The 26,039-nt window shown below is 47.6% G+C and carries 34 protein-coding genes, 3 pseudogenes and 1 riboswitch; of the genes and pseudogenes, 7 read left to right on the top strand and 30 right to left on the bottom strand.

Annotated features, from left to right (window positions below; translation table 11 throughout):
* Positions 1-363 precede the first annotated feature (363 nt).
* The 20 genes and pseudogenes from NST83_RS19610 to NST83_RS19705 form a co-directional block, all read right to left on the bottom strand.
* On the bottom strand, positions 364-1,137 hold the full coding sequence (locus NST83_RS19610; RefSeq protein ID WP_342415356.1) for an S-layer homology domain-containing protein: 774 nt from the start codon (positions 1,135-1,137) through the stop codon (positions 364-366).
* Between the two features lie 244 nt (positions 1,138-1,381).
* Positions 1,382-1,480: pseudogene (locus NST83_RS19615) on the bottom strand (iron-sulfur cluster assembly accessory protein); the annotation flags it as partial.
* A gap of 776 nt (positions 1,481-2,256) precedes the next feature.
* Positions 2,257-2,709 (bottom strand): phBC6A51 family helix-turn-helix protein, encoded by a 453-nt coding sequence (locus tag NST83_RS19620; protein ID WP_342415357.1) that lies wholly within the window; start codon positions 2,707-2,709, stop codon positions 2,257-2,259.
* Complete coding sequence (locus NST83_RS19625; RefSeq protein ID WP_342415358.1) at positions 2,706-3,209, bottom strand: hypothetical protein; 504 nt, start codon at positions 3,207-3,209, stop codon at positions 2,706-2,708. Before NST83_RS19625 ends, NST83_RS19620 begins: the two co-directional genes overlap by 4 nt.
* Positions 3,210-3,261: 52 nt before the next feature.
* A complete protein-coding gene (locus tag NST83_RS19630) occupies positions 3,262-3,705 on the bottom strand; it encodes a DUF2577 domain-containing protein (RefSeq protein ID WP_342415359.1) in 444 nt (147 codons plus the stop codon).
* A gap of 18 nt (positions 3,706-3,723) precedes the next feature.
* Positions 3,724-4,962 carry a phage tail tape measure protein gene (locus NST83_RS19635; protein WP_342418002.1) on the bottom strand — a complete coding sequence of 413 codons (1,239 nt, stop codon included), beginning with the start codon at positions 4,960-4,962 and terminating at the stop codon, positions 3,724-3,726.
* A 45-nt stretch (positions 4,963-5,007) separates the two neighbouring features.
* Positions 5,008-5,520, bottom strand: a pseudogene (locus tag NST83_RS19640) (phage tail tape measure protein); the annotation flags it as partial.
* Between the two features lie 329 nt (positions 5,521-5,849).
* A complete protein-coding gene (locus NST83_RS19645) occupies positions 5,850-6,065 on the bottom strand; it encodes a hypothetical protein (protein ID WP_342415360.1) in 216 nt (71 codons plus the stop codon).
* 54 nt (positions 6,066-6,119) lie between these two features.
* On the bottom strand, positions 6,120-6,464 hold the full coding sequence (locus NST83_RS19650; protein ID WP_342415361.1) for a hypothetical protein: 345 nt from the start codon (positions 6,462-6,464) through the stop codon (positions 6,120-6,122).
* Between the two features lie 51 nt (positions 6,465-6,515).
* The gene (locus NST83_RS19655; protein ID WP_342415362.1) at positions 6,516-6,716 is read right to left on the bottom strand and encodes a hypothetical protein; all 201 of its coding nucleotides are present in this window, start codon (positions 6,714-6,716) and stop codon (positions 6,516-6,518) included.
* A 59-nt stretch (positions 6,717-6,775) separates the two neighbouring features.
* Positions 6,776-7,657 (bottom strand): hypothetical protein, encoded by an 882-nt coding sequence (locus tag NST83_RS19660; protein ID WP_342415363.1) that lies wholly within the window; start codon positions 7,655-7,657, stop codon positions 6,776-6,778.
* Positions 7,658-7,676: 19 nt separating this feature from the next.
* The gene (locus tag NST83_RS19665; protein WP_342415364.1) at positions 7,677-7,997 is read right to left on the bottom strand and encodes a cold shock domain-containing protein; all 321 of its coding nucleotides are present in this window, start codon (positions 7,995-7,997) and stop codon (positions 7,677-7,679) included.
* Entirely contained in the window at positions 7,994-8,344 is a 351-nt protein-coding gene (locus NST83_RS19670; protein WP_342415365.1) for a hypothetical protein, read from the bottom strand. The genes NST83_RS19665 and NST83_RS19670 overlap by 4 nt, the downstream gene beginning before the upstream one ends.
* Positions 8,345-8,492: 148 nt before the next feature.
* Entirely contained in the window at positions 8,493-8,717 is a 225-nt protein-coding gene (locus tag NST83_RS19675; RefSeq protein ID WP_058830664.1) for a helix-turn-helix domain-containing protein, read from the bottom strand.
* 81 nt (positions 8,718-8,798) lie between these two features.
* Positions 8,799-9,758 carry a hypothetical protein gene (locus tag NST83_RS19680; protein ID WP_342415366.1) on the bottom strand — a complete coding sequence of 320 codons (960 nt, stop codon included), beginning with the start codon at positions 9,756-9,758 and terminating at the stop codon, positions 8,799-8,801.
* An 865-nt stretch (positions 9,759-10,623) separates the two neighbouring features.
* The gene (locus tag NST83_RS19685) at positions 10,624-10,923 is read right to left on the bottom strand and encodes a hypothetical protein (RefSeq protein WP_342415367.1); all 300 of its coding nucleotides are present in this window, start codon (positions 10,921-10,923) and stop codon (positions 10,624-10,626) included.
* A gap of 680 nt (positions 10,924-11,603) precedes the next feature.
* Positions 11,604-11,969: a hypothetical protein gene (locus NST83_RS19690; protein ID WP_342415368.1), complete on the bottom strand. Its 366-nt coding sequence runs from the start codon at positions 11,967-11,969 to the stop codon at positions 11,604-11,606.
* 2 nt (positions 11,970-11,971) lie between these two features.
* Complete coding sequence (locus tag NST83_RS19695; RefSeq protein WP_342415369.1) at positions 11,972-12,172, bottom strand: hypothetical protein; 201 nt, start codon at positions 12,170-12,172, stop codon at positions 11,972-11,974.
* Entirely contained in the window at positions 12,172-12,300 is a 129-nt protein-coding gene (locus tag NST83_RS19700; protein WP_342415370.1) for a hypothetical protein, read from the bottom strand. Before NST83_RS19700 ends, NST83_RS19695 begins: the two co-directional genes overlap by 1 nt.
* Entirely contained in the window at positions 12,266-12,754 is a 489-nt protein-coding gene (locus tag NST83_RS19705; RefSeq protein WP_342415371.1) for a hypothetical protein, read from the bottom strand. The genes NST83_RS19700 and NST83_RS19705 overlap by 35 nt, the downstream gene beginning before the upstream one ends.
* Before the next feature lie 211 nt (positions 12,755-12,965).
* Between NST83_RS19705 and NST83_RS19710 the strand changes: the two genes are divergently transcribed.
* The 4 genes and pseudogenes from NST83_RS19710 (at position 12,966) to NST83_RS19725 (ending at position 14,727) form a co-directional block, all read left to right on the top strand.
* Entirely contained in the window at positions 12,966-13,223 is a 258-nt protein-coding gene (locus NST83_RS19710) for a helix-turn-helix transcriptional regulator (protein ID WP_342415372.1), read from the top strand.
* 136 nt (positions 13,224-13,359) lie between these two features.
* A complete protein-coding gene (locus tag NST83_RS19715; protein WP_342415373.1) occupies positions 13,360-14,142 on the top strand; it encodes an abortive infection family protein in 783 nt (260 codons plus the stop codon).
* Between the two features lie 96 nt (positions 14,143-14,238).
* Positions 14,239-14,427, top strand: a pseudogene (locus NST83_RS19720) (DUF3102 domain-containing protein); the annotation flags it as partial.
* Between the two features lie 18 nt (positions 14,428-14,445).
* Entirely contained in the window at positions 14,446-14,727 is a 282-nt protein-coding gene (locus NST83_RS19725; RefSeq protein WP_342415374.1) for a pathogenicity island protein, read from the top strand.
* A gap of 56 nt (positions 14,728-14,783) precedes the next feature.
* Here NST83_RS19725 and NST83_RS19730 read toward each other — a convergent pair whose 3' ends face one another.
* From NST83_RS19730 to NST83_RS19745, 4 genes are all read right to left on the bottom strand, one after another.
* Complete coding sequence (locus tag NST83_RS19730; protein WP_342415375.1) at positions 14,784-15,344, bottom strand: hypothetical protein; 561 nt, start codon at positions 15,342-15,344, stop codon at positions 14,784-14,786.
* A gap of 20 nt (positions 15,345-15,364) precedes the next feature.
* Positions 15,365-15,634, bottom strand: coding sequence for a hypothetical protein (locus NST83_RS19735; RefSeq protein ID WP_342415376.1), 270 nt, complete (start codon positions 15,632-15,634; stop codon positions 15,365-15,367).
* A gap of 575 nt (positions 15,635-16,209) precedes the next feature.
* The gene (locus NST83_RS19740; protein WP_342415377.1) at positions 16,210-17,244 is read right to left on the bottom strand and encodes a tyrosine-type recombinase/integrase; all 1,035 of its coding nucleotides are present in this window, start codon (positions 17,242-17,244) and stop codon (positions 16,210-16,212) included.
* 224 nt (positions 17,245-17,468) lie between these two features.
* On the bottom strand, positions 17,469-17,828 hold the full coding sequence (locus NST83_RS19745) for an iron-sulfur cluster assembly accessory protein (RefSeq protein WP_013311832.1): 360 nt from the start codon (positions 17,826-17,828) through the stop codon (positions 17,469-17,471).
* A gap of 372 nt (positions 17,829-18,200) precedes the next feature.
* Between NST83_RS19745 and mqnE the strand changes: the two genes are divergently transcribed.
* Together mqnE and NST83_RS19755 are read left to right on the top strand one after the other, a co-directional pair.
* The gene (gene mqnE / locus NST83_RS19750; RefSeq protein WP_014277863.1) at positions 18,201-19,307 is read left to right on the top strand and encodes an aminofutalosine synthase MqnE; all 1,107 of its coding nucleotides are present in this window, start codon (positions 18,201-18,203) and stop codon (positions 19,305-19,307) included.
* 224 nt (positions 19,308-19,531) lie between these two features.
* Entirely contained in the window at positions 19,532-20,599 is a 1,068-nt protein-coding gene (locus NST83_RS19755) for an NAD(P)/FAD-dependent oxidoreductase (protein ID WP_342415378.1), read from the top strand.
* Positions 20,600-20,720: 121 nt separating this feature from the next.
* Here the strand turns inward: NST83_RS19755 and NST83_RS19760 are convergent, their stop codons facing one another.
* Complete coding sequence (locus NST83_RS19760) at positions 20,721-20,978, bottom strand: YuzB family protein (protein WP_137060141.1); 258 nt, start codon at positions 20,976-20,978, stop codon at positions 20,721-20,723.
* Between the two features lie 86 nt (positions 20,979-21,064).
* Here NST83_RS19760 and NST83_RS19765 point away from each other — a divergent pair, with 86 nt between their 5' ends.
* Entirely contained in the window at positions 21,065-21,310 is a 246-nt protein-coding gene (locus NST83_RS19765) for a NifU family protein (protein WP_013311836.1), read from the top strand.
* A 92-nt stretch (positions 21,311-21,402) separates the two neighbouring features.
* Here NST83_RS19765 and NST83_RS19770 read toward each other — a convergent pair whose 3' ends face one another.
* The 5 genes from NST83_RS19770 to NST83_RS19790 all read right to left on the bottom strand — a co-directional run bounded on the left by NST83_RS19770 (position 21,403) and on the right by NST83_RS19790 (position 26,020).
* Positions 21,403-22,167 carry an SDR family oxidoreductase gene (locus tag NST83_RS19770; protein ID WP_342415379.1) on the bottom strand — a complete coding sequence of 255 codons (765 nt, stop codon included), beginning with the start codon at positions 22,165-22,167 and terminating at the stop codon, positions 21,403-21,405.
* Positions 22,168-22,310: 143 nt separating this feature from the next.
* A complete protein-coding gene (locus NST83_RS19775) occupies positions 22,311-23,153 on the bottom strand; it encodes a MetQ/NlpA family ABC transporter substrate-binding protein (RefSeq protein WP_342415380.1) in 843 nt (280 codons plus the stop codon).
* Between the two features lie 75 nt (positions 23,154-23,228).
* Positions 23,229-23,897: a methionine ABC transporter permease gene (locus tag NST83_RS19780; protein ID WP_137060143.1), complete on the bottom strand. Its 669-nt coding sequence runs from the start codon at positions 23,895-23,897 to the stop codon at positions 23,229-23,231.
* Positions 23,894-24,916: an ATP-binding cassette domain-containing protein gene (locus NST83_RS19785; RefSeq protein ID WP_342415381.1), complete on the bottom strand. Its 1,023-nt coding sequence runs from the start codon at positions 24,914-24,916 to the stop codon at positions 23,894-23,896. Before NST83_RS19785 ends, NST83_RS19780 begins: the two co-directional genes overlap by 4 nt.
* A 113-nt stretch (positions 24,917-25,029) precedes the next feature.
* Positions 25,030-25,169: riboswitch (SAM riboswitch) on the bottom strand.
* A 131-nt stretch (positions 25,170-25,300) separates the two neighbouring features.
* Positions 25,301-26,020: a Cthe_2314 family HEPN domain-containing protein gene (locus tag NST83_RS19790; protein ID WP_342415382.1), complete on the bottom strand. Its 720-nt coding sequence runs from the start codon at positions 26,018-26,020 to the stop codon at positions 25,301-25,303.
* Between the last annotated feature and the right edge of the window lie 19 nt (positions 26,021-26,039).

Raw genomic sequence — 26,039 nt, forward strand, 5'->3', positions numbered from 1 at the left:
CAGGGTAATCAATTATAATAAAATGGAGAGTGATAAAATGCACTTTATAAAATCGATTTACACAAAACAAAACATAAATACCTCAGTGCTCTTTTTTTCATTTTTAGTTCTATATAGTGTTTTTTCTGAGATTGAAATTAAACCCATAGCACTCTTACTTTTTACAGTTGTATTTGCCTTTTTTAATGCCCTGAGTAAATTTGTCCAATCCACACGTAGTGATAATGATCTTAAATAAAGTTTCTTCAACACATTCAAAAAGGCCTCCATAGCATATAGTACGCGACTATACCGCTATAGAGGCCTATATTTATAGTTGGATCATTTCTTTGCTTTCGTCTGATCCTTCGATTGCTTTAGAAATCACTTTGATTGCTTTGTGGCTTCGTACAAACGCTGTAAAATGGTAACCGCCTCAGCCCGTGTGACTAGCGCTTTGGGGTGAAGGTATCCATCATTGGCGGTAAGGACGCCCATATTAGTCAGGGTGTAGAATGCTTCTGCCTTTTGATCTTGGGAATCTCCATCATAATAGGGCTCCTCTTGAGTCGTGTCGATGTATATTACTGGATAGTTGATCGAGAAATTGTCATTGTAATTCGCCTGACGAATTTTTATATCCTTATACTGCGCAGCTGCAGAGATTACTTCCTTGATCTCAGGATGAAGAGTCTGATTCGTATAATCCGTCCGAACGGAAGCAATCATCATAACATCCCAGCGGGTCAGCGGTTTGTCGGGATTGATATAGAATTGATAGTTTGGATATTTGCCTCCTACTCTTTCAGTGAAGCCCCAAACATAATCCCCATTGAATAATGCTGCAAAATCTTTATTCGCCCAGTGCTTACGCGCATCAACAAATTCTGAAGCTTTTCCGGACGAATGATTGATCTCTGGAAAAAGCTTGTGAAACATATTTACAAATTCCGCTTTCGTTATGGTTTTGCCTGGCTTGAAGGTCCCATCCGCATAGCCCTTGACAACACCTTTGTCGACCATCGAACGAATAGATTCAGCAGCCCACTCATATTTTGTCCCGTTCACATCAGTAAACGTATTTGCCGCGAATGCGGATTGACTAAAAAACAGTGCCACCGCAACCAGCGGAGTGATAAGCCATTTCTTTTTCAACATCTCTTTCCACTTCCTTCAGGTAAAATTTATGTAGAAAATAGTTCTCCAGAACTCCATGTTATATCGGCATCTCAAAAGCAAATGATGATGATAAACAGAAAAAAAACAACACAAAAAAGACCTCTGCAACGAGTAAATCCCGTCACAAAGGCCGTTATCCACTATCCCGAACACCTATTCCGCTAGGCTAACACATCTACCCCCGAACAGATCATCGGAAGACAAAACGTTGACGTAACGTGTGTTAACAAGGTTCTTCGTTCGGCTTCCCTGCATCCGTAGCTGTACGGAAGCTTGAACCGCAACCACAGGTAGCAATTGCATTCGGATTATGAATCGTGAATCTGGCGTTAGGCTCACGTTCGGCCAAAACCGCGTCAGATCAACGTTTTTGAGCGTTGAACGGGATTGTGGATACGCACGACTACTTGTTAATCACACGCCTCTACAGCGTATAATCACGTTAATCGTATTCTACCCCAATGGATGACGGAACGCAACGCCTATAAACGAAGAAAAAGCGCCTGCCTCCGAAGAGACAAGCGCTTAGTTTATCGTTATGTTAGGTTATCCCCGAGATAAAAAATACTGTCTGGATTGTTTGCGCACCAGATTTGGGGCCGCGCGAGGGGGCGCTTGGGGGTACGCGGTTAATCCTCATAGCGCTCTGTCTTCGGTTTACTCACCGTTTTTCACTGACTCATTTACGTTAGCTTTTGAATCGGACACTCGGACGCACCGACCCACGTGCCGGATAAATATACAACGGGTGTATACACTGGAGATTGTTAATTTGCAATCCGCAATCCCGTGTAAATGCCCGAATCCCGCGCCCCGTCTACGTTTAACGGACAGCCCCGAAAATGTACCGTATTCACCGTATATACATTTCCAGTTAATACGCTATAAAACCGCATAACGGTGCGGGCTAACGGGTATACACGCTGGTAATTTATGCACGGAGGTAGATGCATAATATCTCGTTTAACCAACGTAGGACGCGGCACTTAAATCCGCCATTACGGAAACCCCCGCGCCAGCCAACCCCCGAGTTTTAAGGCGGGTGTGCGTCGGGAGCTTCGTGTAGGTAAAACGGGCTATCTGTCCGGAATCGTCGGATTATCCCGCGAGCAGTCGGTCCAACTCTTCGATGTCTTTGCGGATAGCTTCGTCCGATCTACGTTTGTTCTCGACCTCTTCACGCATATCGACAACCTCCGTCCGATCCGTTAGCAACCCGTATCTACGCATGAACAAATCGATTGCCTTTACGGAAGGCATACCGTTATTACCGCCCATTATCGCTTTCATCAACTGAGTGTACACGGTCGACCGCATGGAATCAAGTTGACGCTCGGCCAGGTAGTTAACGTAGGCAGCGAACGTCGTCTGCGCTTTCCACTCGTATAGTGTTGAGCGCGCTATGCCGAGTTCGTCCGCAAGCTCCTGCATTGTGCGCTTCTTTCCGCCATCCGATAACAGTTCGCCCCATTCGTTAGATACGAGCAGTTGCGCGGCCCGTTGCTGCTGTGCCGTAAGTTGTTCCTCAAGTCGTCTACGCTGTGAGCTCATTCGGTCTCCCCCTCTATACGTTTCTTCACGTCGGCTATTGCGGCTTGAAACGTTTCCTCATCGCTAAACGCTTCCGCCTTTTTCATCGTGTCCCTACTCGTCAACCAATTGAGCGCAATATGAAGGCTCCGCACTTGAGTATTAATGTCGAGTGTATCCAACTTATCTTCGTCTATTGCGTTGTTTACGCGGTTAATAACTCCGAGAGATAGCTCAACGCCCAAGCCCGGTACGCCACAATGCCTCTCCTCCGCGTGTTTAAGCAGCCTCGCATACTCAACGTATTGGGAAAGTCTATCCGTATCAATACGTGAAACCTCGCCCTCGGCCAGTATTCGGGCGTATTTGACCACGATCGCGGTAAACGGTTTGAGTCGGCCGATTATAGCGAGAGCCAGCGGCGTGCTAACGAACTTAGGAACGGGCTTCGGGTACGCGTCTAATCCTTGTTCAATACGGAGTTTACGTATGCACTCCGTTAAACGTGTGACGCCGTTCATACAATCATATCCCCTTTCGTAAGTAAAAGAGCGAGCCGCAGCCCGCCCGTTATTAAATCCGCCCCAACACGATATAACGCTGTCCCGCGCCAAACGACGCGACGGCCACGCGATCGCCCGCCTTCAACTCGTCATGAAACGTAATCTCGAACGTACCGGACGTAAATGAGCCGAGATTAAATACGTCGCTGAACGCCTTCGAATTGACAGGCGTAGACGATTCCGTTTCCTTTGTTACGCGTGTGTAACGGTTGAGTTCGAGCGTAGTCGGTTCCACCGCCTTGACGGACACCTTCCGCGTATGTTCACGTAGATGCTCCGGTATAATCACGTCGTCTCCGTCGAGTTCGATCTTCATGTTATCGACTTGTACGCGGAGAGCTGGCGGAGGTGCGGTGATCGTCGCGTATTCGATATCGACCTCCACGTTGTGTCCGAGTTGCTTAATGACGTCGCGGAATTGCGATACGCCGTTACCTTCGATTAATTTAATCACTGACCTGTTCTCCTTTCGTTAGATAGCGAGACGACGCGCCAACATACTTGCGAACCGTTCAACGTCCATGTCGTTAGTGATCGTGACGTTCTGAATGACGATTGACGGTGCGTTGCTGCCTTTGCCACTTTGCTGATCACGCCATTCTGACGCCTCGTGCTTCGTAAGGACCGCCTCATCACGGTGAAGTGTAGCGGGATAACCGTTCATAGGTACCCGGTCAAGTCCGCCTGCGTGCTTATTGCCGAGCTTATTTCGACGTTCAGCGTTATGTGCCGCTAACTGATCGTCCGGAACACCGCCCATCCACGTAGGTAAGTGCTTATTCGTCCAGTCAAAGAACCCGTTCACAGCGTCACTCGATCCGAGAGACTTCGCTCCCTGGCCAATGTAGACGTTAGATGCACCGCCGCCTGCTCCTATTGCAGCCCCTGCGAGCGCACCGCCAGGACCAAACACACCACCAACTATCGCACCGCCACCGCCATTAAGTACTGCACTAGCGATAGGGTCATTAGCGATCGCTTTTTGTATCCCGTCAATTAATCCAGACCCAAGTTTTAACCCGACACTCACAAACGTTGGTACGGCTGCTTCGAGGGACGAGGCCATGAACTGGACAACCTGTGCAGTTAAGTTCTCTACAGTTACCCGACCCCCACCATTCCACCAACGGGCAAATGCCTTTTCTATCTTTTCGAAGGCGAACGCTACTTTACTTTTAATGTCTGGAAGCTTCGTAAACTCAGGGTTATTAATAAAGTTATCCTTGAGGAACGTCTTAGCGGTTGTTACTGCGCTCTGTACGGCTGCGGTAATCTGCGGAGTATACTTAACGACGAAGTCTGCGGCAGCTTGCGCGAGCTTCTTCAGGATCGGCATCGTCGGAAGCAACGCGGAAATCTGCAACGTTTCGATTGCGCCCTGGAACTGCTCGACCGCACCCGCTGCGCTGTCCATCTTCTTAGTTGCTACTGAAAGCGCGGTTACATTCGCCATTTCCTGCTGAAACTTCTTAACGCCAGCCGCGCCTTCTTTGAAGAGAATATTACCGGCACGTATCGCATCGGACCCGAATATCTGATGCAAGTAGTATTGACGCTGCTCATTCGTAAGCTTACCGAATCGATTCTTCAGCAAATCCGCTACTTGCGCTAGGTCTTTAATCTCGCCCTTATTATCGTAGAAAGCGGAATGAATGAGATTACTCGCAGTCAGGAACTTCTTCGTTTCCTTCGCGGCCTTAGACGTCCCCACCTTGAGTCCCGTCTGCGCTGCGACGTATTTTTCAATGTCCTTCGTAACCGCTTGTACGGATGTGCCCGTTGACTTGATGCCTTTCTTATTCATAAACGCGAGTGCATCCGTCGTATTAACGGTCAAAAGGTTGAAGTCTTCGAACATGCCGTACGCCTTGTCCGTTGCTGGAACCAAGTTGGACAGCATCGTTTTCAGCGACGTACCTGCGTCTGCGCCTTTTAATCCATTATTCGCAAACAAGCCTAGCGCAGTATTCGTATCTTTAAACGACATCCCTACGCCGTCCGCAACGGAACCAACAGCAGCAAGCGAGTAGCGTAAGTCGTGTACGTCAGTCGCGGATGCGTTCGCTGTACCCGCCAAGATGTCCGCAGCCTGCGCCGCAGTTAGGCCGTCTTTCTTAAACGAGTTAAGCGCGGTCGACATAATCTCCGCGGATTCCGCTAGGCCGAGACTACCCGCAGTTGCGAGATTAAGTGCTGCGTTAAGTCCCCCCGCTTGGACTTGCGCGGTGGACATGCCCGCCTTTAAAAGCTCCTCGATCCCTTGTGCAGCTTCAAGTGCTGAATCAAAATGTTATCGTAGAGGCTCTTTATCCTCTACTTCTTACGGTTTCCCGTAAGTTCAGACTATATCTTCGCCCTCGACATAACTCGGTCGGGCGCTGTGCGCTCGTGGGTGTTTTGCCATGCCTTATGGTTTAGGCTACTCCACCTAGTCGTTACACCTTCCGGTAATTTCTTACACGGCTTGGCTCGGTATTAGCATGGGGAAAGGGAAAAGGAATGCGTCCGTCAAGCGCATTCCCCGTTTTCTCCCTTTAGCCTTCACCGAGTTCACACAGTTCATTTTTCTACGGATTACTCCGTAGCGAAGCAATCAGTTTACTTCGTTAACGCCCCTTGCTGAAGTGCGAGTTGCTGCATGGCTTTCGTCTGTTCGTCTGTCGCTCCGGTTAACGCCTGTATCGTAGACATCTGCGACTCGAAATCCATCGCCTTTTTGACGGAGTCCGCTGCAAACGATACTCCCGTTACCGCCACGCCAAGTCCTGTCGCCGCTACACCGAACTTCGTTATGCTGCTAAAAGCCTTGCGCATGGGACGGCTCATATCGTCGACTAGGCGTAAGTGTCCTATCAGATCGAATGAAATTTAGATCGCCGTCCTTTCGATCGCACGCACCAGGAGTCCCAACGCCTTGTAAACGGCCATTGCCGGTCCTACTACGCCTTTTCCAGTCCGGACGGCTTCGTCTACGTCGTCGATCGCGGGAAGTAGCTTCTTCATACGGAATCCCATTGCTTGTACACGCGCCATGTCTGAAGCTTCAAATTTTGCGGCCACTTCGTTCCATATCGCTGCCTGCTCAGGAAAGCTATCTGCGAAATCATACGAACCGGGACGCTTGTGCGTTAAGACCGATTCAACCAGTCGGATAACGGGCGTCACGCGATCCATATCTGCGAGGACGCTGTCCGGTAGTTTAGACTTACTCATTCGTATTCCCCCTTTATCTTTGTTGCGCCGCCTTCGCTTCCTTCGGCCAACTTATGAGTACCAACTGCCAATAGCTTTCGGCTTCACTGGCTCTACTGGTGCAAATAAATAACCACTCCTAGTCCTAAGTGTTTCAATCGCGTCATCAACTCCCCACACCTTGCCGTTATCGTCAATGGATACGCCGGACAAGTCCGCCAGTGTGTACGCGGCGTCGAGTGCATCCGGAAGCACGCCAGCATTTCTTGACACGACCAGAAACTCCGCCCGGACAAGGCGTTTATTTGCGGCCTCTAAAACACCATCGCTCATTACTCCGCCGCCTTTCCTGCCCCAACGCTTAACGTCTGATTCTCGTCGTCTTTATAAATCCAAGCCAAGTCTTCCTCAGTTTGGCGGATACGGTCCCCCTCTTCGTCCACAAACGGCTTTGGCGTGTATTCTGGATGTTTAACAAAAAACGAATCCGTATCGTTGATATAGCGCGCATAATCCGCCCCGAATGTTTCTTCTGCCGCGCTGTTTACGATAACGCTACGGTGAATGCGTGAATCCTCAACGAGCATTTGCGCAATCTCAAGGACTTCGCTGGCCCCGCGAAAATCCTCGCTTTGAAACGGCCTCATCAAACCGTCGTACATCTCGCCGAGTTCTCTACGGACGGAAGTCGTTACCGCCGCAGCGCCAGTGCCTTTTTGGGAGTTACCGTCCCCTGGAGTAGCGAGGACTTTCGTTGTGAGCTCCGCAAAGTCGTCCCGGACAAGCTTCGCAAGGTACGGGTCATCCAACTTTTCGATGAAGCCGCACAGCTTATCAAACGCCGACTTCTGCGACGTGGCGAACATTAATTCCGTTTTCAGTGACCGGAAAGCGTCCTCAAATCGGCCGAGTTTCGTCGCATCCGGCTTTCTCGGGGGCGTGTAAATCACCTTTTCGGCTTCCTGGATTGTCTTTTTGATGTCCGCGACGTACTTTTGCCTCATCGTGTGTGTTTTTTGCAAGAATTCAATCGCATGCTTTTGTTTAGCTTCGGCTTTGACCTCCTGCTTGCCCTCTTCGGTGAGGCGGCGGTCCGATTCTATCTGTGAAATTTCAGCGGAGAGTTTCCTTTTATATTCCAGCATCATACCAGTTGAGGATTGTTCAATTTCGCGTGCTCTCTGTAAACTTGCCTTTGCTTTTGCGTAACTCATTTTCATTTCCCCTTTTAGTTTAGTTTGCTTGTACGTCCTTCGCCGCAGGCTTGCCGCCTCTACCCTCCGTTAATACGTAACTCACGTGTAAGCCGACCGGCACCTCCGCCGTATCGAACGATTCGCAGTCGGATAGATGGAAGAATACGCGATCCTCACCGGATGAGATGAACCCGTAGCCCCGATCGCTAAAGTACGAAACTACACCGGATTTACGCTTTACTCTCGCCGGCTTATCCGACTCCTTCCGACTGATACCGAGTGACGGGCCGATGCTGGCGATCTCGTCGCCGGTACCGCCGCCGCCTGTCCACGTTTTTGAGTTAATGAATTTGCTCACGCTGATTCCTCCCCTTCAAACTCTTTAACAAACTGGTCCACCGCTCCATTGACGTTTGACACCACGGCAACCGGATAATTCCCGAAAAGGTGACGCCGGTCTTGTACCTCGAAGTACCCGGACCATAGCGCATCAACGGCGCTTTCTAGCGGTGTCTTCTCTGCATTAACAGGCCAAGTCCCCGTCAGCGTATCAATGCCGGACGCGTCGTAAATCTTAACGATATCCTGGCCGCCCTCTTGCTTATGGATAACTTGCGTACATTGCTCGCTCATTTCCGTTTCCCCTTCCGCTTTCTTTTTCTCCGTTCCTCTTCCGCGATCATAGGTGCGGCGAACCGAATCCACGCGCGGGATACAGAGTCACCGAATGTCACGGAAACATCAGCGTATGTTACGACCGTATGGTACTGGTTAACCCCATTGCTTAGCATGTTCACGCCATCCTTTTCTGATTTAAAGCATTAAAGTATCGGTATAAAAATAAAGACGCCTGTTAAAGCGCCAGTTTAGTTGATTCCTTTGCCCGCTGAATTGCAGCTAAAACGTCGTCTCCCGTTCCGAAAACCTGCGCGATCTTGATTCGCAAGTCTCGGGAAACCGTTCGACGGCCGTTTTCAACGTCTGATATGCAAGACTGACTCACGGCTAAAGCCTCCGCGAAACTTGCCTGCGTCATGCCGACCATAACACGGATGCCGCGAACTCCTGTCCCATCCATTATCACAGACCCCCTTGTCCTATTTGTAATAACGCTCTTCGCTTAAATAAAATTAACGGGAACGTTAGTTCTCTTCCCACCTTAGGCGGAAATGTGGACAGTACGGGGCTTGCGGCATTCTACAAACTCCTCTGTCAATGGTTGTTCGTACATGTTATACGTGACTACCGGCCCCCACCATATGGAATGTTCATTGCCCTTGTATTTGTTCCGGTTACTCGTCCACCTATATTCCCCATCCAGGTAGCCCGCGCTCTCAGTTCCCTTCTTATCCACGAGCTGCACAGTATTCTTTCGACCGCGCCCTTCCTTCCGCTTCTTCGCATCAATCATATTCGCGATTTTCTTTGGATTTCCAAATGACCGCTCAGAGCGCTCCTGTAGGTCCTCCATCTCTTGGGGATTGTAGAAACCGTACTCCAATTGTGTGCGGTTTCGCTCACCCTCAAGTTTGACAGTTCCGTATCTGTCGCGGCGTTCCCACAGCGTCTTAGATACTCGGCGGCAACTTGGTCCGCAATCCACCTTACTCGCGCGGCCCTCGAAAGGGTAATGGCACACGCGACATAGCTTGACGCCCATTTTCTCGGCGATACCCTCTGCGTCAGCCTCACAGTAAATCCGTACATTGTGCTTCCTCATGAAGTCTCGCGCGCCCTCACCTGGCGGAACATCAACGTCACGATCACGAGGTTTGTCGTATGGGTCGCGTAAAATTGATAACCCGTTAACGTGATCCTCAGCGAGAACATAATCCACCAGCCGTTCCAAGCGCTGTTTATCGAGCCGCGTCCGAAACCTGCCGTCACCGCCTATGTGAGAAGCGAAATAATAAGCGTCATATAATTCGACCATTGTCTCCGCTATCTTCAGTCTCAGCTCAAGCGGATGCTTAGCGTAAGCCCGGTAGTTGGCACGCGTCCAGTTCGGGAACAATTCGCAGGATTCTCCAGAATAATCATATCTGTCTACGTCCGGCGTGACGATGAGCTCAAGTTGCGGACTATGTTGGTACTCAACTAACTTTTTGGCCGCTTCCAATAAATCCCCCTCCTATATGGAAACTTAATATTTTGATATCCGCGTATTTGTTGTTCTTCCTTAGTAGAAGTTTTCACGCAAAAATCTATATGTGAATACTCCATTGCGCGCATGGTACTTCGCTAGGAATGAGCGTAAGCGAATGACGACGCGTGAGGGATAGTGGTCTTCTATCCCGAAACAGATCTGAGCTCCGGAATTATTTATTTTTCTCTCTTATTACTCTTTCTTCTTATTCTTTCTCTAGTTAAGTAAGTGAATAACGGATACTAAACGTCTTAATCTTGGTTATTAAGTAGTTTCGCATCGACTAAAAAACATCGGTATCGGCTATCTGCTTTCGTTCAAATTCCTCCTGCTTCTCTGTGAGACGAGCGCGATCGGCTTCTAGTTCACTCTCTAGCCTGTCAAGTTCTCTAGCGAATCTCTCTATTTCCGCCTTGTGTAGTAACCTAAATTCTGCCTCACTTAATGGTTCTAGCGGTTCATATATTAATTTGTTTGCGGTTCGGGATGACTTCGTAACCCTTAGGAGACCGTGTTCTTGCAGGATGTCGACGTGTTTACGTATTCTATATGGTGACATGCCGGTCTGTGCGGATATTTCTTTTTGATTCAACCAAGCTTTCCCGTACATACGGTGACCTGGTCTATTCTGACGCCATGATCTGAGATACCCGTATAAACCGACAGTTTCCAACGTAAACCCGTCCAATAGCGGGTACATTCGGTATACGATATTCGGTACACGTGGAAATCCCTCATCATGCGCGAGTGATTTCGTTGTATCAATTGCCATCGCGTTCCCTCCTGCGCAAGATAATTGAACGGCAGCCCACAACGGAGCCGCCGCGTTTTATGTTACTCATCTTTCCGAAACAAGGTAGAGACCGCTCTCCCTTAGTCCTTTGTCTTCCGCCTCATACGCTGCGTATACCGCTTCCTCATAGTCACCGTGCTTCCGGAGGATTTCCGTAACCAAACGGATTCCTTCCGGCGTGTTCCGAATGTCGATTGCAATCTTTCCGGAACGTAGCGGACGTATCGACACACCCGCGTTTCTGCTTTTAGATAAGATATCAGACAGGACGGTATCGCTTGCGTAACCTGTATAGATATACACCGTTGTTTTTCCGTTTTTGCGTTGTTTGATGTTCATAAACATTATAAAATCGCTCCCTTTTCGTTTGGTTTATATGAGATGCGGTTTCCCGCGGTCTACCTACTTAACCGAATGCGCGGCGTCGTTATGCACACTTACACTACGTTTGTTTCCAGCGGAATGAGTTTCGCACATTATCTACAGCGTATTTTTCGTCCTACATTTAATATAGGGACAAGAAATTGCGAATTTGGGACACCTTCTTTCATTGAATTTCTTCGACATTATATATAAGCACACGTTTATTCTAAATTGGGACATCGTCTCCTCTCCTTTTATATATAAGGACAGAAACTTTTCAAAATGGGACACGCTCAAAAACTTTTTTCGTTATTTCCGAAACCATCGGAACTTACGTTCGTATTACTCGATATAACAAGCAGACGACCGGTGCCTGAACCGGATTTACCGGCCGATCGTCCGAGGAAGAAAAATCTATATGAACTACGCCTGCCTGACGGATATTGCCGTATCCGGACGTAGGAATTATCGAAGCCGGCCAAACCGTAGTACATGCGTTGGCGCGCAGTCTACGGACGGCCGGGATTTAAAGAAGCGACCTGTTAGCGCAGGCCAGGCGTCCTCATAAAGTACGGACATTTGACCGCTCGTTGGCGCGAGACAGCCGGGTAATACACGCGCGTCTCCTCCCCATATTGGCGTTAGGTTCATCGGAGGGCGCGTTATCCCTTCTTCTTAACGAGATTCAATTCGATGTCACCGCGATCATCCAGCCAAAGGAGTTCGTCGACTAGAAACGTTAAGCCGTTCATGGCGCGGATATGGTTGAGGACTTCCGTAACAACTTCCAACAAGTCACGCTGAACGTTCTTCCCGAGTTGAAGGCCGCCGGAGTCTCCGTCGATAAATAAGTGCGTGTGTTCCGGATGCTCGACCTTGCGGACATGACGGAGCCACAAAATTCCGGTCTCAAGATGAAAGAAGTAGCGATCCGCGTATAGTACGCCCTCCACGAGCTCATACATATGCGGCAGGTCGTACGGACCGTAAGCAAGCGCCGCCCGTTCCAATACTGTTGATTCGCTCATACTCAAACGCCTCCATTCGGAAATACGTTGTTAAACGCTGTATCTAATTCTTTTAACGTCTCGACCCGCTCCGCGTCGGTGAAATGCGGACTCTCTAATACGTTACCGACCGCGAGTGTATAGAAACGGAACGCGATCATCAACGCATCGCCATAGGTTTCCGATCCGAGTCGGTAGTCCGTGAAAATTTCCAAGTACGTCATTACGTCAACACCTCTCGCGTGATCAATACGACCGCGTAGATAAACTTGAGTACAGCGACGATACGTTTACGAACCTTACGTGACAATACGATGTTACGCGTAGCTGGCGAATTTACTGTTTCGTTCAACCCTGACGCCTCCCTTCTTGACGATGAATCCGAGTTCACTCATGACGTCCATTGACAGCGTTAAACTGCCGAGCGGCGAACGCCGACTGGCTCCGGTTATTTTCCAGAACGCCCGTGGCTGTATGACGAGCTCCTGACGCGTGCCGACGTATCGAAGTATGTAGTTGCCCGTGATCGGATCGAGTACGTAGCGGACTTGAGCCGGAGTAACTAGCGGACGAACAACACGGAAGACTTCCCGCTTCATTTCTGCGTCCATCTCAAAGCCGAGTTCGACGAGTTGTGCCGGAGTAGTTTCGACTGTATCACCGTAGAGAAACGGATTGGCTTGCGGTATAATGGAAAAGAATAATTCCGATGTAACGCGGAGTTCTTGACGAGTGCGGCCGCTTCCGACCGTGATGATGACGTTACTTTCGCGACGATTACGGACGAAACCTAACGTTATTGACATATGATTCGCCTCCAAGCGGGATATATAGGATGAGTTGCGGGCGTAGCTTCGGGCCGGTACGATGTTGCTAGATATAAATACGAAACTTTTTATACTATTATTCGTATATTCGCTTATCTGTTTTAGAGTATATACGGCTTTTAGTATAGAGTCAACACTTAATTTACGAATATTCGTATATCGGATAATGAAAATTGAGGAAGGGGTAAATATGAGAACGATCCGCTTGAGATTAAATGAGGTCATGGCCCAACGAGGGTTAACACAAACACAGCTCGCAGAATTATCCGGTGTCCGCCAAGCTGCTATTTCCGAAATGTCGCGGAACATTCGCGAACAAATAAATCTTAAAACACTTGTGAAAATTGCGGATGCACTTGAAATAAACGATATTTCTGAATTAATATCTCTTGAGTACATATCTCAAAGTGCCAAAGAAAGTACCGAACCAAAAAAAGAAGACCGTTAATGTAGCGGTCTTTTTGCGTTAAATAAAAATTTTACACTCATCCTTTCATGCATTAACGTGGACTTATGTAGGTAGTTTCACGATGTAGTTGATTACTAATATAGAATTACAAAAATTTCAAAAAAAGAGGTGCACAATGATTGAGAACCCATATGAAATTATAAGTAAAGTAAAAAATCATTTAAAAAAATGCGTTAGTAATTATGAATATATAAAACAATTGGATGAGAGTGAATATACTAAATGTAGATTGATTATTTTAAGATTATGCAAAGAGGAAGGTAGAGAAATTCCTAAAGTACTAAGTGGTTGTTTAGATATGGATGAATTTCTAACTTACACTTATGATGGTATAAGAGAAAATAGTGAAGCTCTATTATTTATTCAAGAAACTTTTAATCCATTTTTAGATATTGCAAGAGAACGATCCATTGCTGTCCAATTCATACCTGTTGAGTTCACTCCCCCTAAAGGTCTTTATTATAGTCACATTGAGAGTGAAATAAAAAAGTGCGATAGAAAAATATTAGAGCAGGACTATGCTGGTGCTATTACTAATGCTAGAAGTTTACTTGAGGGAGTATTGAAAGAAATAATCCTTAAAATAAGCGGTACGCATCCAGACCCAAAAAAAGATTTGGTCAAACTTCATAATGATGCGCGAAGTTACTTAAATCTTGACCCCTCCAAACCTGAAATTATTGAACCGTTAAAGCAAGTAATTACTGGGTTGGCTAGCACTGTGCAAGGTTTAGGGACGATCAGAAATGTTGTAGGCGATTCTCACTCAAGAAAATATGAGCCCGATGCACATCATGCAATCCTAGTCGTTAACGCTGCAAAAACATTAGCATCCTTTCTATTTGGAACATATGAGTACCAAATTTCAAAGGGTTTTTTGAAGAAAAGAGAAGTGTAGAACATTGTTGTTTGCGCAACTTTATCATCCGATTTACCTACGATAACTGCGGAAATCAACGCATACAAGCGTGTTGCAGGCGAGGCTATCTTCGAAATCGGCCGCCGTCTCAAGTCTGTACGCGATGCGAAATCAAACAGTACGGAGCCGGAAGTAAGGAAACTCGCCCAACAACGTGAGGAAGCAGGCGGGTGGATACGGTGGCTTGAGGAACACGTTGAGTTTAAGCGGTCATACGCACACAAATTTATCTCCGTATACGACGAAATCGGAGAGAGCGTTTCGACGTCGAAACATCGAGGTTTGGAAGCACTCTACGAGATCGCAACGCTTCCGTCTGACGAACGCACTCGGGAATACACGCTGAAATCCGGAGTTACGAAGGTTCCGGACGAAATGACTGTACGCGAGCTACGCGAAGTAAAGGCTGCGCTGAAGGCCGAGCGTGAGGCACGAGAACAAGCAGAGGCTCGCGCGGAGAAAGCGGAGGCACTATATAAACAACGAAAAAGCCCGCAATCCTCTACGTTGAGGACACGGGCTTTTAACGTTAAATTAGGCGTTTATGGCGCTACCCTTACGTAGGTATTCAGAGCGGAGTTACGGCGCTTTTTTGCGGTCAGAACGCAGGAGATTAACGCCTAATAACTATGTACGCGTTTTGTCTGAAACCCATCTTCCGAGTTAAGTCCGATCATTTTAAATAGCTGAGTTATAAAGTCTCCAACAATTTGTGGCGCTCTAATTGCCATTTTTTCTACGATACCATCGTTGTATACAATTAGCTTGTTGGAAGAATCAAAGTGTATTATTTTATTCCTTAACTTAGTTAATTGTATGTAGGCTTTCTTAATTTCTTCCGGGAACTTCTGCGCCAATAATCTTTCAATTATTTCAATTTTTCCTGGTATTGACTTAAAAGATTTTGGTGGCTTAATGACAGGATTGTTAAGACTTTTGAACAATAGTTTATCCTCTCTATTCCTTAACTCATTTTTAAACTGTGATAAGTGTTTATGTATTACTTTTGCCATAGCTGCTTCTGCGGATGTACAAAAGTTTATGATAGATGATCTATTATATCTGTGCTTTGTAAGTTCATCACTTGCATTACGGGCTTCGTGTAGATAATACAATGCATCATTAAACATTTCAGCCATATACGATGTGGAAACAAGAGACACGTCTTGTTCGGAGGCCATTTTTCCAACTCCTTTGTTACTTAATTTCTCGTTGCGCCCAAATACAACCCGCCCAACACCCCGAGCACGCCACACGCAATCGCCGCGATCATAATTACCGGCCCTTGTATATCGCGACCTTCAACCTTCTTCGTAAGGAATCCAAGTATGACCGCAATCGGCGACGTGACCACAGGAAACCACAACAACGAGAGTACAACAAACGTCCATCCGAGGAACGCGAGCGCACTACCCTTTCGTTGCTCTTGCCTTTCCGTCGGTGCATCGTTCTTTACGACACCGTTAATCAAACCGATCCCCTCCGTTAACTCACATTTACCTAAATAATACCATCGGACTAGTACGTTGTCACTAAAAGAAAAACGGACCCACCTACGCAGTATCGCGCAAATGAGTCCGCATATACCCGTCTTACTTCGTTGTCTCTTCCGTCTTGAACGTCGAGTACACACCAGTCCCGATCAACGCGTATGAAACGATGTCTACTCTACACTTTTTAATTATCTAATCGATTAGACAATTGGGATGAGATTGTGTAAACTAAAAATGTAACGTATTACAAAAAGAAAAAGGCCGCTAGTATCGCAAGACATAGCGCGGCCCTATTTAGGTACGAAATTACGGAAAATAGCCGTTATCTTTGGTCGGATGGTCGGCTATTTTTCACGTCTTATTACAATGACGAGTGCGGCAAACATTATCATTAAAGACAATGATTCATATACGGTCATAGGCGGTCACCTCCAAGGTAGGCCGCTTTTGCTATGTCTTGCTTGTCTATTATACAACGCCTCTCTCTCACTGCCTACTACTTAGTACTCTCTTAAAAAATAACGCCCACCTCCAGAGAGATGAGCGTTGTGTGTTAAACTCGCTTCTTAATAAACCGCGATGTCGGCGAATACTCGTCATGACTTCGCCGTATATCGTTCGTATCCATCTGAATATACCGACGCATCGTGCGTATGTCGGACCAACCGCCCATTTTCTGTACGGTAAACGGGTCAGCTCCGTTAAGGATCATTGCTCGCGCCCAGGTATGCCGGTACACGTGCGCCGTCATCTTCTTGCCGGCTACACCCGCCTTTTCTCCGTAATACTTAAGCCGTTTATTAAAGTGGTTCGCTGTTACGGGGTCGCCGAAGCAAGACATGAATATCCGGTCCGTCGTGAAATACTGGCGGTTTTCTTCTATTAATTGTAGCAGCAGTTTCGCCACGTGCGCAGAAATCGGAACCATCCGAGGCTTACGGTTCTTGTTCACTTCCCCGCTCAACGTGATAAATCGTGTCTGAAAGTCGATGTCCGCTATTCGTAGGCTGAGCATTTCCGATACGCGACAACCCGAGTCAAGTAGTAGCGCGATTGCCACGTAATCCCGATACCCAACGAAATCCCGCTGTTTAGGTTGCGCCAATATCGCTTTTACTTCATCGTCAGTCAGACAATTCGTGAGGTCAACGTCCTGACGCAACAACCTCACTTTAGTGACCGGATTAACCTCGATGAGCTCATCACGTTCCATCTGATTAAATATCGCCTTTAACGTACGAAGACGAATGTTGACCGTTGTATCAGACAGTCCGACAGGTTGATTTTCCGTAGGAATGAACTTATGACCGGAATAACGCACCTTATCGAATTTCATGTACGCAACATGGTCACGGATAATCTCTGTCGTGATATCCTCGACGTATTGAATATCCGGATGTTTCTCGCGTAGCCAATCGACAAAATATCCGTAGTGTTTCGCGTAATCCTTGAGCGAGCGGTCACGCAAGCCCTCCGCTTTCTTCGCACTTATAACAAAGTCGAGCGCTTGCTCAAGTGATAATTGCGGATACTCCCGCGCTAACCTTCCGCCAGCCGGAACCCGTCTTTCACGTTTCTTTAACGCCATAATAAAGAAGACCTCCACATAAGTATAGTACGTGACTATACCGCTGTAGAGGTCGTAATTCACAACCCTAAATCGCATGTTTCGGGGTTGTTAACGTTCGTCTTACGGGATTGTTAACGCTCAAAATCTCGCCGTTATCCACTATCCCGAACACCTATTCCGCTAGGCTAACGCATCTACCTCCGAACAGATCATCGGAAGACAAAACGTTGACGTAACGTGTGTTAACAAGGTTCTTCGTTCGGCTTCCCTGCATCCGTAGCTGTACGGAAGCTTGAACCGCAGCCGCAAGTAGCTACAGCATTCGGATTATGAATCGTGAAGCCGCCTGACATACCAGACTCTTCAAAGTCGATTTCCAGACCGTCCAGGTAGCGGATGCTTTCCTTTTCCACTACAATCTTCATATCCTGTACGTTCATATATATATCCTGATCCGTCTCGTTGTCGTCAAAGCCCATGGCATACGAGAATCCGGTGCAACCGCCCGGCGTAACACCCAGACGCAAAAACATATTCGGCGTTTCCTGCTGCTCCAGCATATCTTTCAAACGCTCGGCAGCGGAATCGGTGATGTTAATCATGACTCCATCCTCCTCTTTTACTTCATGTTCTCCTTCAGTATACTCCACTATTTGCAGGTGCTCAAGTCATGGAATGTCCTTCCCTTACGGGCTAAAGGACCTGTTTTTCTGTTCATTTGTATTGAACACCTGTGAGGTGAGGTTTATAATAGGTGAAGAGTGTGTAAAAGAAACTGTCGGAAATTTGTCATTTCATAGGCGATGTTCTGAGACATTCATCATTGTAGCTTGGTATTGTAACATTTTTCACATATCATATATCCGCGCTGCCGGATTCGTACCGACGGAACGGGACATCCTGTGTGCATTAAGCGCTTGTGCCGCTTATAGGGCGGACAGCCTCGCACAGAGCAACTTGAAGGAGGAATAGGCATGTCCACATTAGTTACACCCTTTACAGACCGCAGAATGGCGGAGATTGTAGAAAAGGTACAGAACGGCATCCGTTTGAACCTTGAAGATGGTATATATTTGTACGAAACTGACGATATTCTCACACTGGGTCAGTTAGCTAACGAAGCGAATTTACGCAAGAACGGAAAAAAGGTTTATTTTATTGAGAATATGAGCCTGTACTTCACCAATGTATGCGAAGCGCGCTGCGCGTTCTGTAATTTCCGCAAGGATCAGGGGGAAGACGGCTCTTATACTTTGTCCGGGCAGGAAATGATTGATTATGTTGAGCAGCATATCCATCCGGGCGTGAGAGAATTCCATATCGTAGGCGGTCATAATAATCATGTGCCTTTCCAATACTATGTAGACTCATTGAAGGCGCTGAATGAAAAGTACCCCAACGTTACACTCAAAGCTTACACCGCAGCGGAAATTGACTTTTTCACACGCATTAGCGGCTTGAGCATTAAAGAAGTGCTTCAGGAGCTGCAAAAGGCAGGACTTCAAACCTTGACCGGCGGTGGCGCAGAGATTTTATCAGATGAGTATCGCCAAAAAATGCGTGTCACCAAAGCGAATGTAGATCGCTATCTTGAGGTTCATCGCACGGCTCACAATCTCGGCATGAGAACTCATACGACGATGTTGTACGGTTCGGTTGAATCCTACGAGGATCGTATTGAACATATGCTGCAAATCCGTGCATTGCAGGACGAAACGAACGGATTTATGGTATTTATACCATTGTCCATGCAGCCGAAAAGCAAAAATGCCAACATCATGCGTCGCAACTCTGCTTACGAGGATCTCAAAACCATTGCGATCAGCCGCCTGATGCTGGACAATATCGACCATGTCAAAGCTTACTTCATTAATATTGGTCCGCAATTGACGCAGGTCGCACTGACCTTCGGCGCATCGGACGTCCATGGTACGATTGTGCGTGAGCAAATCAGCCATGCCGCAGGTGCACTGACCCCGGCGGGTTTGACCCGTAAAGAGCTGATCTGGCTGGTCAAAGGTGCAGGACGCATCCCGGTTGAACGGGACACCTTCTATAACGAAATCGAAGTTTTCGAATAAAAGCCATATCGGATTTCCCACAAGCTGCCCCGGAATTTTCTGGTCTGTCTGCCTATAGGCGGGCCGGGAACCCGGTTTTACAACAACAAAAAACCTGTGTCTGATCGGAAACATTGAATTTGCATGTCGTCGGGATAAGGCGTAATTTGAAGGCGAACAAGGTTTCCTGATGAGGCACCAGACCATTTGCCGGGGACACGGCAGCGAAAGGACGGCGGATTTTGATGAAAAATTTCGTTATTCTGGGAGGCGGCTACGGTGGCCTTACCATTGCCAAGGAATTACTGAATAAGCATATTCCCGATGATGTCCAAGTTATTTTAGTGGATCGAATGCCCTTTCAGGGATTGAAAACAGAATACTACGCTCTCGCGGCGGGGACGGTATCTGATTTTGATTTACGGGTACATTTTCCCGATGAACAACGGCTCATTCGCAAATATGGGGAAGTTACTTCAATGGATCTGGAAAATAAAATCGTACATTTTCAGGATGGCGAGCCGTTGCCCTATGAGCAGCTTGTGATTGCACTGGGCTGTACTGACCGTTTTCACAACACACCGGGGGCTGAAGAGCATAGCTGTACCATCCAGTCCTTTAACAATACACGTCAAACGTATCTGCGCCTGAATGAAATCAAGCCTTACGGACATGTGCATATTGTAGGTGGCGGCCTGAGCGGCGTTGAGATTGCGGCGGAATTGCGCGAAAGCCGCACAGATTTGAATATTACCATTATGGATCGGGGCGAGCGGGTGCTGTCGGCATTCCCGCAGCGTTTGTCTGCCTATGTGCATGCCTGGTTTAAGGAGCATCAAGTCGATGCATTGAATCATGTCGGGGTTTCCCGCATTGAGCCGGGTGCTATTTACAATCATGATGAAGAAATTGTGACGGATGCGGTTGTATGGACAGCCGGGATTCAACCCGTGAAAATCGTGCAGGATTTAGCTGTGCCCAAAGACCCTCAAGGCCGCATTGTACTAAACGAATATTACCAAATCCCGGATCATCCCGAGGTGTACGTGGTCGGAGACTGTGCCAGTCTCCCCTACTCTCCAAGTGCCCAGGCAGCGGAGGTGCAAGGTGAACAGATTGCACACATTGTACACGACCTGTGGAAAGGCCACACGCCTCACCCGCATCCTTTGAAGCTGCGTGGTACATTGGGTGCGCTTGGCAAGAAGGCCGGATTCGGCTACGGCTTTATGGGCAGTACATCTTTGCGTGGACGAGTACCACGCCTGCTCAAAAGCGGTGTGCTCTGGAAGTCCAAACGGCATTTTGGATAATCTGTTGGTATAACAAACAAAGAAGAACCGCTCTGGGAGCGGTTCTTTTTTGTTTTGGGTATGGTATGGAAGGCTCGTTATATCATAGCCAGAACAAAGCAGGCTGACAAAGGATTACATCTTAGTCGAGATCAAGGTTATCCCACGCCTCGGCTTCTTTGATTTTGTTCATAATCACTTCGTACAGCAGCTCGGCTGTATCGGCAGATACAATCTCGCCGTTGACCATCGCATACGGTTCTGCATTGCACTGACCACAATTGCTGAGACAGCCGTATTCAATGACGTCATAATCCGGATTTTGCTCCAGTCTGGACATGATCTCATCGGTGCCAAAATGCATATTGCTGGTGCAAAATTCAATGATGGGTCTTAACATTTTTTCACCCGCTTTGGTCGACGGGCATTTTAATTTGGCCCGCTTTGTAATATAATAAAAAGGTATAGGAAAGGAGTTGAATTCTAATGAGCGAAACACAAAGCGTTCAAATGTATGATGAAGTAGCAGATGTACTGGATAAGCTTCGTCCGTTCCTGCAACGCGATGGCGGCGACGTTGAGCTGGTTGATGTTGAAGACGGCATCGTTAAGCTGAAGCTGGTAGGCGCTTGCGGCAGTTGCCCAAGTTCCACAATCACGCTGAAAGCAGGGATTGAACGCGCTCTTCTCGAAGAAGTCGACGGCGTCCAAGAAGTGGTACAAGTATTCTAATGCTTGATGCATAATGATCATGAGAGTCTTGACTTCGATAACGAAGCTCAAGACTCTTTTTTGTGTGACGGGGCTTACTCGATCTTAATCCCTTATATGATCGGCCGAATCGGGTCCAGCCCTCCTGACACATCCATAATGTTGCCTGTGATAAAATCCGAATCCTCATCACACAAATAAGCAATCACTCGTGCAATGTCCTCTCCACTGCCTGGACGTCCACGAGGTGTCTCTTTATCCTGCAAGCCGATGACTTCGGCAATTGACTTTTCCTTGTTCGCCCCCCGGATATCCCCGGGACAAACCATATTGACCGTGATACCATAAGGAGCTTCTTCCACAGCCAGTGACTTTGTAAAGGAAACCAGCCCCACCTTGGCGGCTGCGTACACGGCGCGATGCGGCCAAGCTCGTGCTTCTCCAGCATGACCAAAGCCAAAATGAATAATACGTCCCCATTGCTGGTTCCGCATATGAGGTAGTACCAGATGATCCAGCAGCATCGTACCGACCAGATTCCCCTGAATCATGGCATGAATCTCGGCTACACTGTAATCTGCAAACAAGCGACGTTCCCTAATAAACGGTCCGGCGTTATTTACCATAATATCTACGCCGCCCAGCCGATCCTGTACTGCACTGATCAGCCTTGTAATATCCTCCTGAATCGAAATATCTCCTTGCAAAGACAGGCAGCGTACTCCCTTGGCTTCAATCACCTGCCTAAGCTCTTCGGCTTCAGTTTGGCTATGCACATAGTTTAGTACAATGTCACAACCTTCATCAGCCAGACGCAGAGCGGTCATTTTACCTAATCCTTTGGCACTGCCCGTTATAAGCGCGACTTTGTGTCTCAACAGTTTTCCTCCTCTTCACAGAGAACGGTCACCCCCAAGTATAAAATATTTAGGCTTCGCCTACAACTCCAAGTAAAAAGAAACCCCAAATCCTCTTGTTCAAGAGAATCGGGGTTTGGGTTCAAAGCGTTCTTGTGTCCAGCTTAAAATGCCGGGATAATCGCGCCCTGGTATTTGTCTTCGATGAATTTTTTAGTTTCCGGGGATTGCAAAGCCTTGATCAGCTTCTGAATCGCTTCGGAATCTTTATTATCAGGACGCGCTACCAAAACATTGGCATATGGGGAATCCTTGTCTTCCAGTGCCAGTGCATCCTTCGTCGGGTTCAGCTTCGCTTCCAGAGCATAGTTCGTGTTGATCAGAGCAATATCCACTTCAGGTAACTGACGTGGCAGCATAGCCGCTTCCAGCTCCTTGAATTTCAGGTTTTTCGGGTTTTCTGTAATATCTTTTACTGTAGCTTCGATGTTGCTTGCGTCTTTCAGCTTGATCAGACCTTGTTTCTCCAGCAACAGCAATGCACGTCCTCCATTGGTTGCATCGTTAGGAATGGCAACTGTTGCACCGTCCGGAAGTTCATCAAGCTTTTTATATTTTTGCGAGTAGATACCGAATGGCTCCAGATGAACCGCGCCTACAGATACCAGGTCCATTTTGCGCTCTTTGTTCATAACATCCATGTATGGTACATGTTGATAGAAGTTAGCATCCAGTTGCTTGTCGAACAATTGTACGTTTGGCTGTACGTAGTCGTTAAACTGAACGACTTGAAGACGAACGCCCTCTTTTTCCAACTGTGGCTTGATCGCTTCCAAAATTTCCGCATGCGGTACAGGAGAAGCGCCAACTTTCAGCTCAACTTCGCGTGGTGACCCGCCTGTATTTTGGGTCGCATTGTTTGTATCGGATGTCGTGCTTTTCGTACCGCAAGCTGCCAGTACCGCAATTAATGTCAAGCTTAATACGGCCAATACCCATTTTTTCATGTGATTACCCCTCCAATGAATTGTAATGTTCAGGATTCAGACGCCCTGATCAATAAGGATTTCTATATGGTTTCCCTATTTTCGAGTATAATGCCGCACCAGACGGTCTCCCGCCATTTGCAGCAATTGCACCAGTACGACCATCAGTATGACCGCAACGATCATGACAGCCGTTTCATAACGGTAGTATCCGTAGTTGATAGCTAGTGTACCCAAACCACCGCCCCCAATCATACCGGACATTGCTGTATAGGATACCAGCGTAACGACGGTAATCGTTAATGCGGCGAGCAGACCCGGCAGGGCCTCACGCAGCAGCACCCGACGGATAATCTGCCCTGTAGAGGCGCCCATGGCTTGTGCAGCCTCGATAACACCCTTGTCCACTTCGCGCAATGACGTCTCCACGAGACGGGCGAAGAATGGCGCAGCACCAATGACCAGCGGTGGAATCGTACCCAGCACTCCCGTGGAAGTCCCCACCAGCGACCGTGTAAAAGGAATCAGTGCAACAATCAAAATAATAAACGGTACGGACCGCAAAATGTTAACGATAAAGGAAAGTACAACGTATATCACCTTCATCAGACTCCATGAGGAGCGGCTTGCCAGAAATAATAAAACCCCAAGCGGCAGACCAATAATAAGGGTGAACAACGCAGATGCACCGAGCATCTGGAGTGTCTCTAAAGTAGAGTTACCTAGTTCTTCCCAACTCACTTGCGAAAAATCAAGTTCACTCATTGTCCGATCACCTCCACATCAAGTCCCTGACCGGACACCTCGCGCAGCGTGTGCTCAATATCCTCCTGATTTCCTTCAAAACGGACGATAAGCTGCCCATAGGGTACGTTTTTAATCGTGGAGATAGTTCCCTGCAAGATCGCAAAATCAACCCCGGTGCTACGGGCTGTACGTGACAGAATCGCATCATATGTCTTGCTGCCCAAAAATGAAATCCGTACAACATGCGCCGATTCGCCGCCACCCGCGGCTGCAATGGCTGCTTGCAGCTCCTCGGGATGCTCAGACTCCCGCTGGATAAAGTCCTTGGTTACTTGACGCTGCGGCTTGAGGAATACTTCTGCCACCGGACCTTGCTCCACGATGTCGCCCTGATGAATGACACCAACACGATCACAGATGCTTTGAATGACATGCATTTCATGCGTAATCAGCACGATGGTCAAATTAAAACGCTGGTTAATGTCTAACAGCAATTTGAGGATGGACCCTGTCGTCTGTGGATCAAGCGCCGAGGTCGCCTCGTCGCACAGCAGTACATGAGGATCACTGGCAAGCGCCCGTGCAATACCAACCCGCTGCTTCTGTCCGCCCGAAAGCTGTGACGGATATTTCCCACTGTGCTCTTCCAGACCGACCAGTTCCAGCAGTTCACGAACCTTCTGGTCCAGCTTTTGCTTCGGCGTATTCACCAGACGCAGCGGAAATGCAATATTGTCATACACCGTAGCCGAGGATAACAAATTAAAATGCTGAAAGATCATTCCGATTTTACGACGTTGCTTCTGTAGCTGTGATTGGCCCACGGTGGCGAGATTCACACCATCTACCCATACTTCACCTGAAGTGGGTCGTTCCAATAAATTAATACAGCGGATCAGCGTACTTTTCCCCGCCCCGGAATGACCGATGACTCCAAATATTTCACCACGCTCTATGGAAAGATTCAAACCGGACAGCGCACTAACGCGTCGGCTGCCTTTGCCATAATGCTTGGTTAATTGCTTAAGCTCTATCAACGTGCTGCGACCCCCTTCACTCTTCCTTACCCTTTTAAGCGACTTTCATCTCTATGATGATACAAAAAGAGCCCCTTTCACAGAATGAAAAGGGCCCCCATCATACGAACCTGTTCTCATCTGTCAAAACCGCTATAACTCTAGCGGTTTTGTAGGAATTAGCACCATAACGTTCCCTTCCGGTGTACCATACCGGAAAAGAACGGGTTGCCGGGCTTCATCGGGCCAGTCCCTCCACCTCTCTGGATAAGAAAAATATGTTAAACTCCAGCTTTAGCTGTCCGTTAAATTTATATTTAAAATCATAATTCAAGCATTTTTCTGAAACTAGATTTCAGTATAGATATTTTACATAGCTTTGTCAAAGGATATTTTCTAACATAATTATGGACGGACTGCCCGGTTCTCCCAATGTTTGACCGTATAACGAAAGGCTGTTGCCAAGGAACGATTCACCATTTCCAGTCCTTGCTTCAAATCCTCCAAATGATGATCCAAATCCTCCAGTTGTATCTTGCCGTACAAAGCGCGATGCCGCTGCCAGAGATCATCCTGCATCTCCGTATTCATATAGTGTATTTCCGTATTCCGACGCTTGCGTAGCCGATTGATCGCGTCAGTGTATGAGTCCTTGATATCATTTAAGCTGTCCGTCATTACAGGATGCATCTTCAAATATTTGAATTGCCGCAGCACTGTAAAATAAGAATAATGCGGCTTATACTCGCCTGTTTTCAGATCATACAGATCATTGAGCCAGTTCCCGAGCTTATCCAAAATGGAAAATACCCTCACAAACCCATCCTTATAAAAGAATACGTACAGCGCGTAATCCGATTTTTCATCAACGCTCATATCCTCGGCATAACCAGCTTTGACCTTCGTTCGGAAAAAGGCGGCAGCATGATGGCTCTGCTCCAGCTCATCCAGAGATGACATCAGGCCGCGTGTCAAAATATCCGCTTTGCGAAAATCATGAGTCGGATCTCCGCTGGCCTGAATATGCCGCTCCAGCATTTTCAGCATGTCTGACATGCTATTCATAGCATCGAGTAGAATGCCCTTGTTCACACGCGGCGGCTCGCCTAGCAGCTTGCGTATCATGCTAACGCCTCCTTTTATA

The organism is Paenibacillus sp. FSL R10-2782, assembly GCF_038592985.1.
Taxonomy (GTDB): Bacteria; Bacillota; Bacilli; order Paenibacillales; family Paenibacillaceae; genus Paenibacillus; species Paenibacillus terrae_C.

Excerpts from the sequence above, each read along its gene's own strand:
- NST83_RS19610 (WP_342415356.1), bottom strand. The coding sequence starts at position 1,137 with ATGTTGAAAAAGAAATGGCTTATCACTCCGCTGGTTGCGGTGGCACTG.
- NST83_RS19620 (WP_342415357.1), bottom strand. The coding sequence starts at position 2,709 with ATGAGCTCACAGCGTAGACGACTTGAGGAACAACTTACGGCACAGCAG.
- NST83_RS19625 (WP_342415358.1), bottom strand. The coding sequence starts at position 3,209 with ATGAACGGCGTCACACGTTTAACGGAGTGCATACGTAAACTCCGTATT.
- NST83_RS19645 (WP_342415360.1), bottom strand. The coding sequence starts at position 6,065 with ATGCGCAAGGCTTTTAGCAGCATAACGAAGTTCGGTGTAGCGGCGACA.
- NST83_RS19650 (WP_342415361.1), bottom strand. The coding sequence starts at position 6,464 with ATGAGTAAGTCTAAACTACCGGACAGCGTCCTCGCAGATATGGATCGC.
- NST83_RS19660 (WP_342415363.1), bottom strand. The coding sequence starts at position 7,657 with ATGAGTTACGCAAAAGCAAAGGCAAGTTTACAGAGAGCACGCGAAATT.
- NST83_RS19675 (WP_058830664.1), bottom strand. The coding sequence starts at position 8,717 with ATGGATGGGACAGGAGTTCGCGGCATCCGTGTTATGGTCGGCATGACG.
- NST83_RS19685 (WP_342415367.1), bottom strand. The coding sequence starts at position 10,923 with ATGTTTATGAACATCAAACAACGCAAAAACGGAAAAACAACGGTGTAT.
- NST83_RS19690 (WP_342415368.1), bottom strand. The coding sequence starts at position 11,969 with ATGAGCGAATCAACAGTATTGGAACGGGCGGCGCTTGCTTACGGTCCG.
- NST83_RS19695 (WP_342415369.1), bottom strand. The coding sequence starts at position 12,172 with ATGACGTACTTGGAAATTTTCACGGACTACCGACTCGGATCGGAAACC.
- NST83_RS19705 (WP_342415371.1), bottom strand. The coding sequence starts at position 12,754 with ATGTCAATAACGTTAGGTTTCGTCCGTAATCGTCGCGAAAGTAACGTC.
- NST83_RS19710 (WP_342415372.1), top strand. The coding sequence starts at position 12,966 with ATGAGAACGATCCGCTTGAGATTAAATGAGGTCATGGCCCAACGAGGG.
- NST83_RS19715 (WP_342415373.1), top strand. The coding sequence starts at position 13,360 with ATGATTGAGAACCCATATGAAATTATAAGTAAAGTAAAAAATCATTTA.
- NST83_RS19730 (WP_342415375.1), bottom strand. The coding sequence starts at position 15,344 with ATGGCCTCCGAACAAGACGTGTCTCTTGTTTCCACATCGTATATGGCT.
- NST83_RS19740 (WP_342415377.1), bottom strand. The coding sequence starts at position 17,244 with ATGGCGTTAAAGAAACGTGAAAGACGGGTTCCGGCTGGCGGAAGGTTA.
- NST83_RS19745 (WP_013311832.1), bottom strand. The coding sequence starts at position 17,828 with ATGATTAACATCACCGATTCCGCTGCCGAGCGTTTGAAAGATATGCTG.
- mqnE (WP_014277863.1), top strand. The coding sequence starts at position 18,201 with ATGTCCACATTAGTTACACCCTTTACAGACCGCAGAATGGCGGAGATT.
- NST83_RS19755 (WP_342415378.1), top strand. The coding sequence starts at position 19,532 with ATGAAAAATTTCGTTATTCTGGGAGGCGGCTACGGTGGCCTTACCATT.
- NST83_RS19760 (WP_137060141.1), bottom strand. The coding sequence starts at position 20,978 with ATGTTAAGACCCATCATTGAATTTTGCACCAGCAATATGCATTTTGGC.
- NST83_RS19765 (WP_013311836.1), top strand. The coding sequence starts at position 21,065 with ATGAGCGAAACACAAAGCGTTCAAATGTATGATGAAGTAGCAGATGTA.
- NST83_RS19775 (WP_342415380.1), bottom strand. The coding sequence starts at position 23,153 with ATGAAAAAATGGGTATTGGCCGTATTAAGCTTGACATTAATTGCGGTA.
- NST83_RS19780 (WP_137060143.1), bottom strand. The coding sequence starts at position 23,897 with ATGAGTGAACTTGATTTTTCGCAAGTGAGTTGGGAAGAACTAGGTAAC.
- NST83_RS19790 (WP_342415382.1), bottom strand. The coding sequence starts at position 26,020 with ATGATACGCAAGCTGCTAGGCGAGCCGCCGCGTGTGAACAAGGGCATT.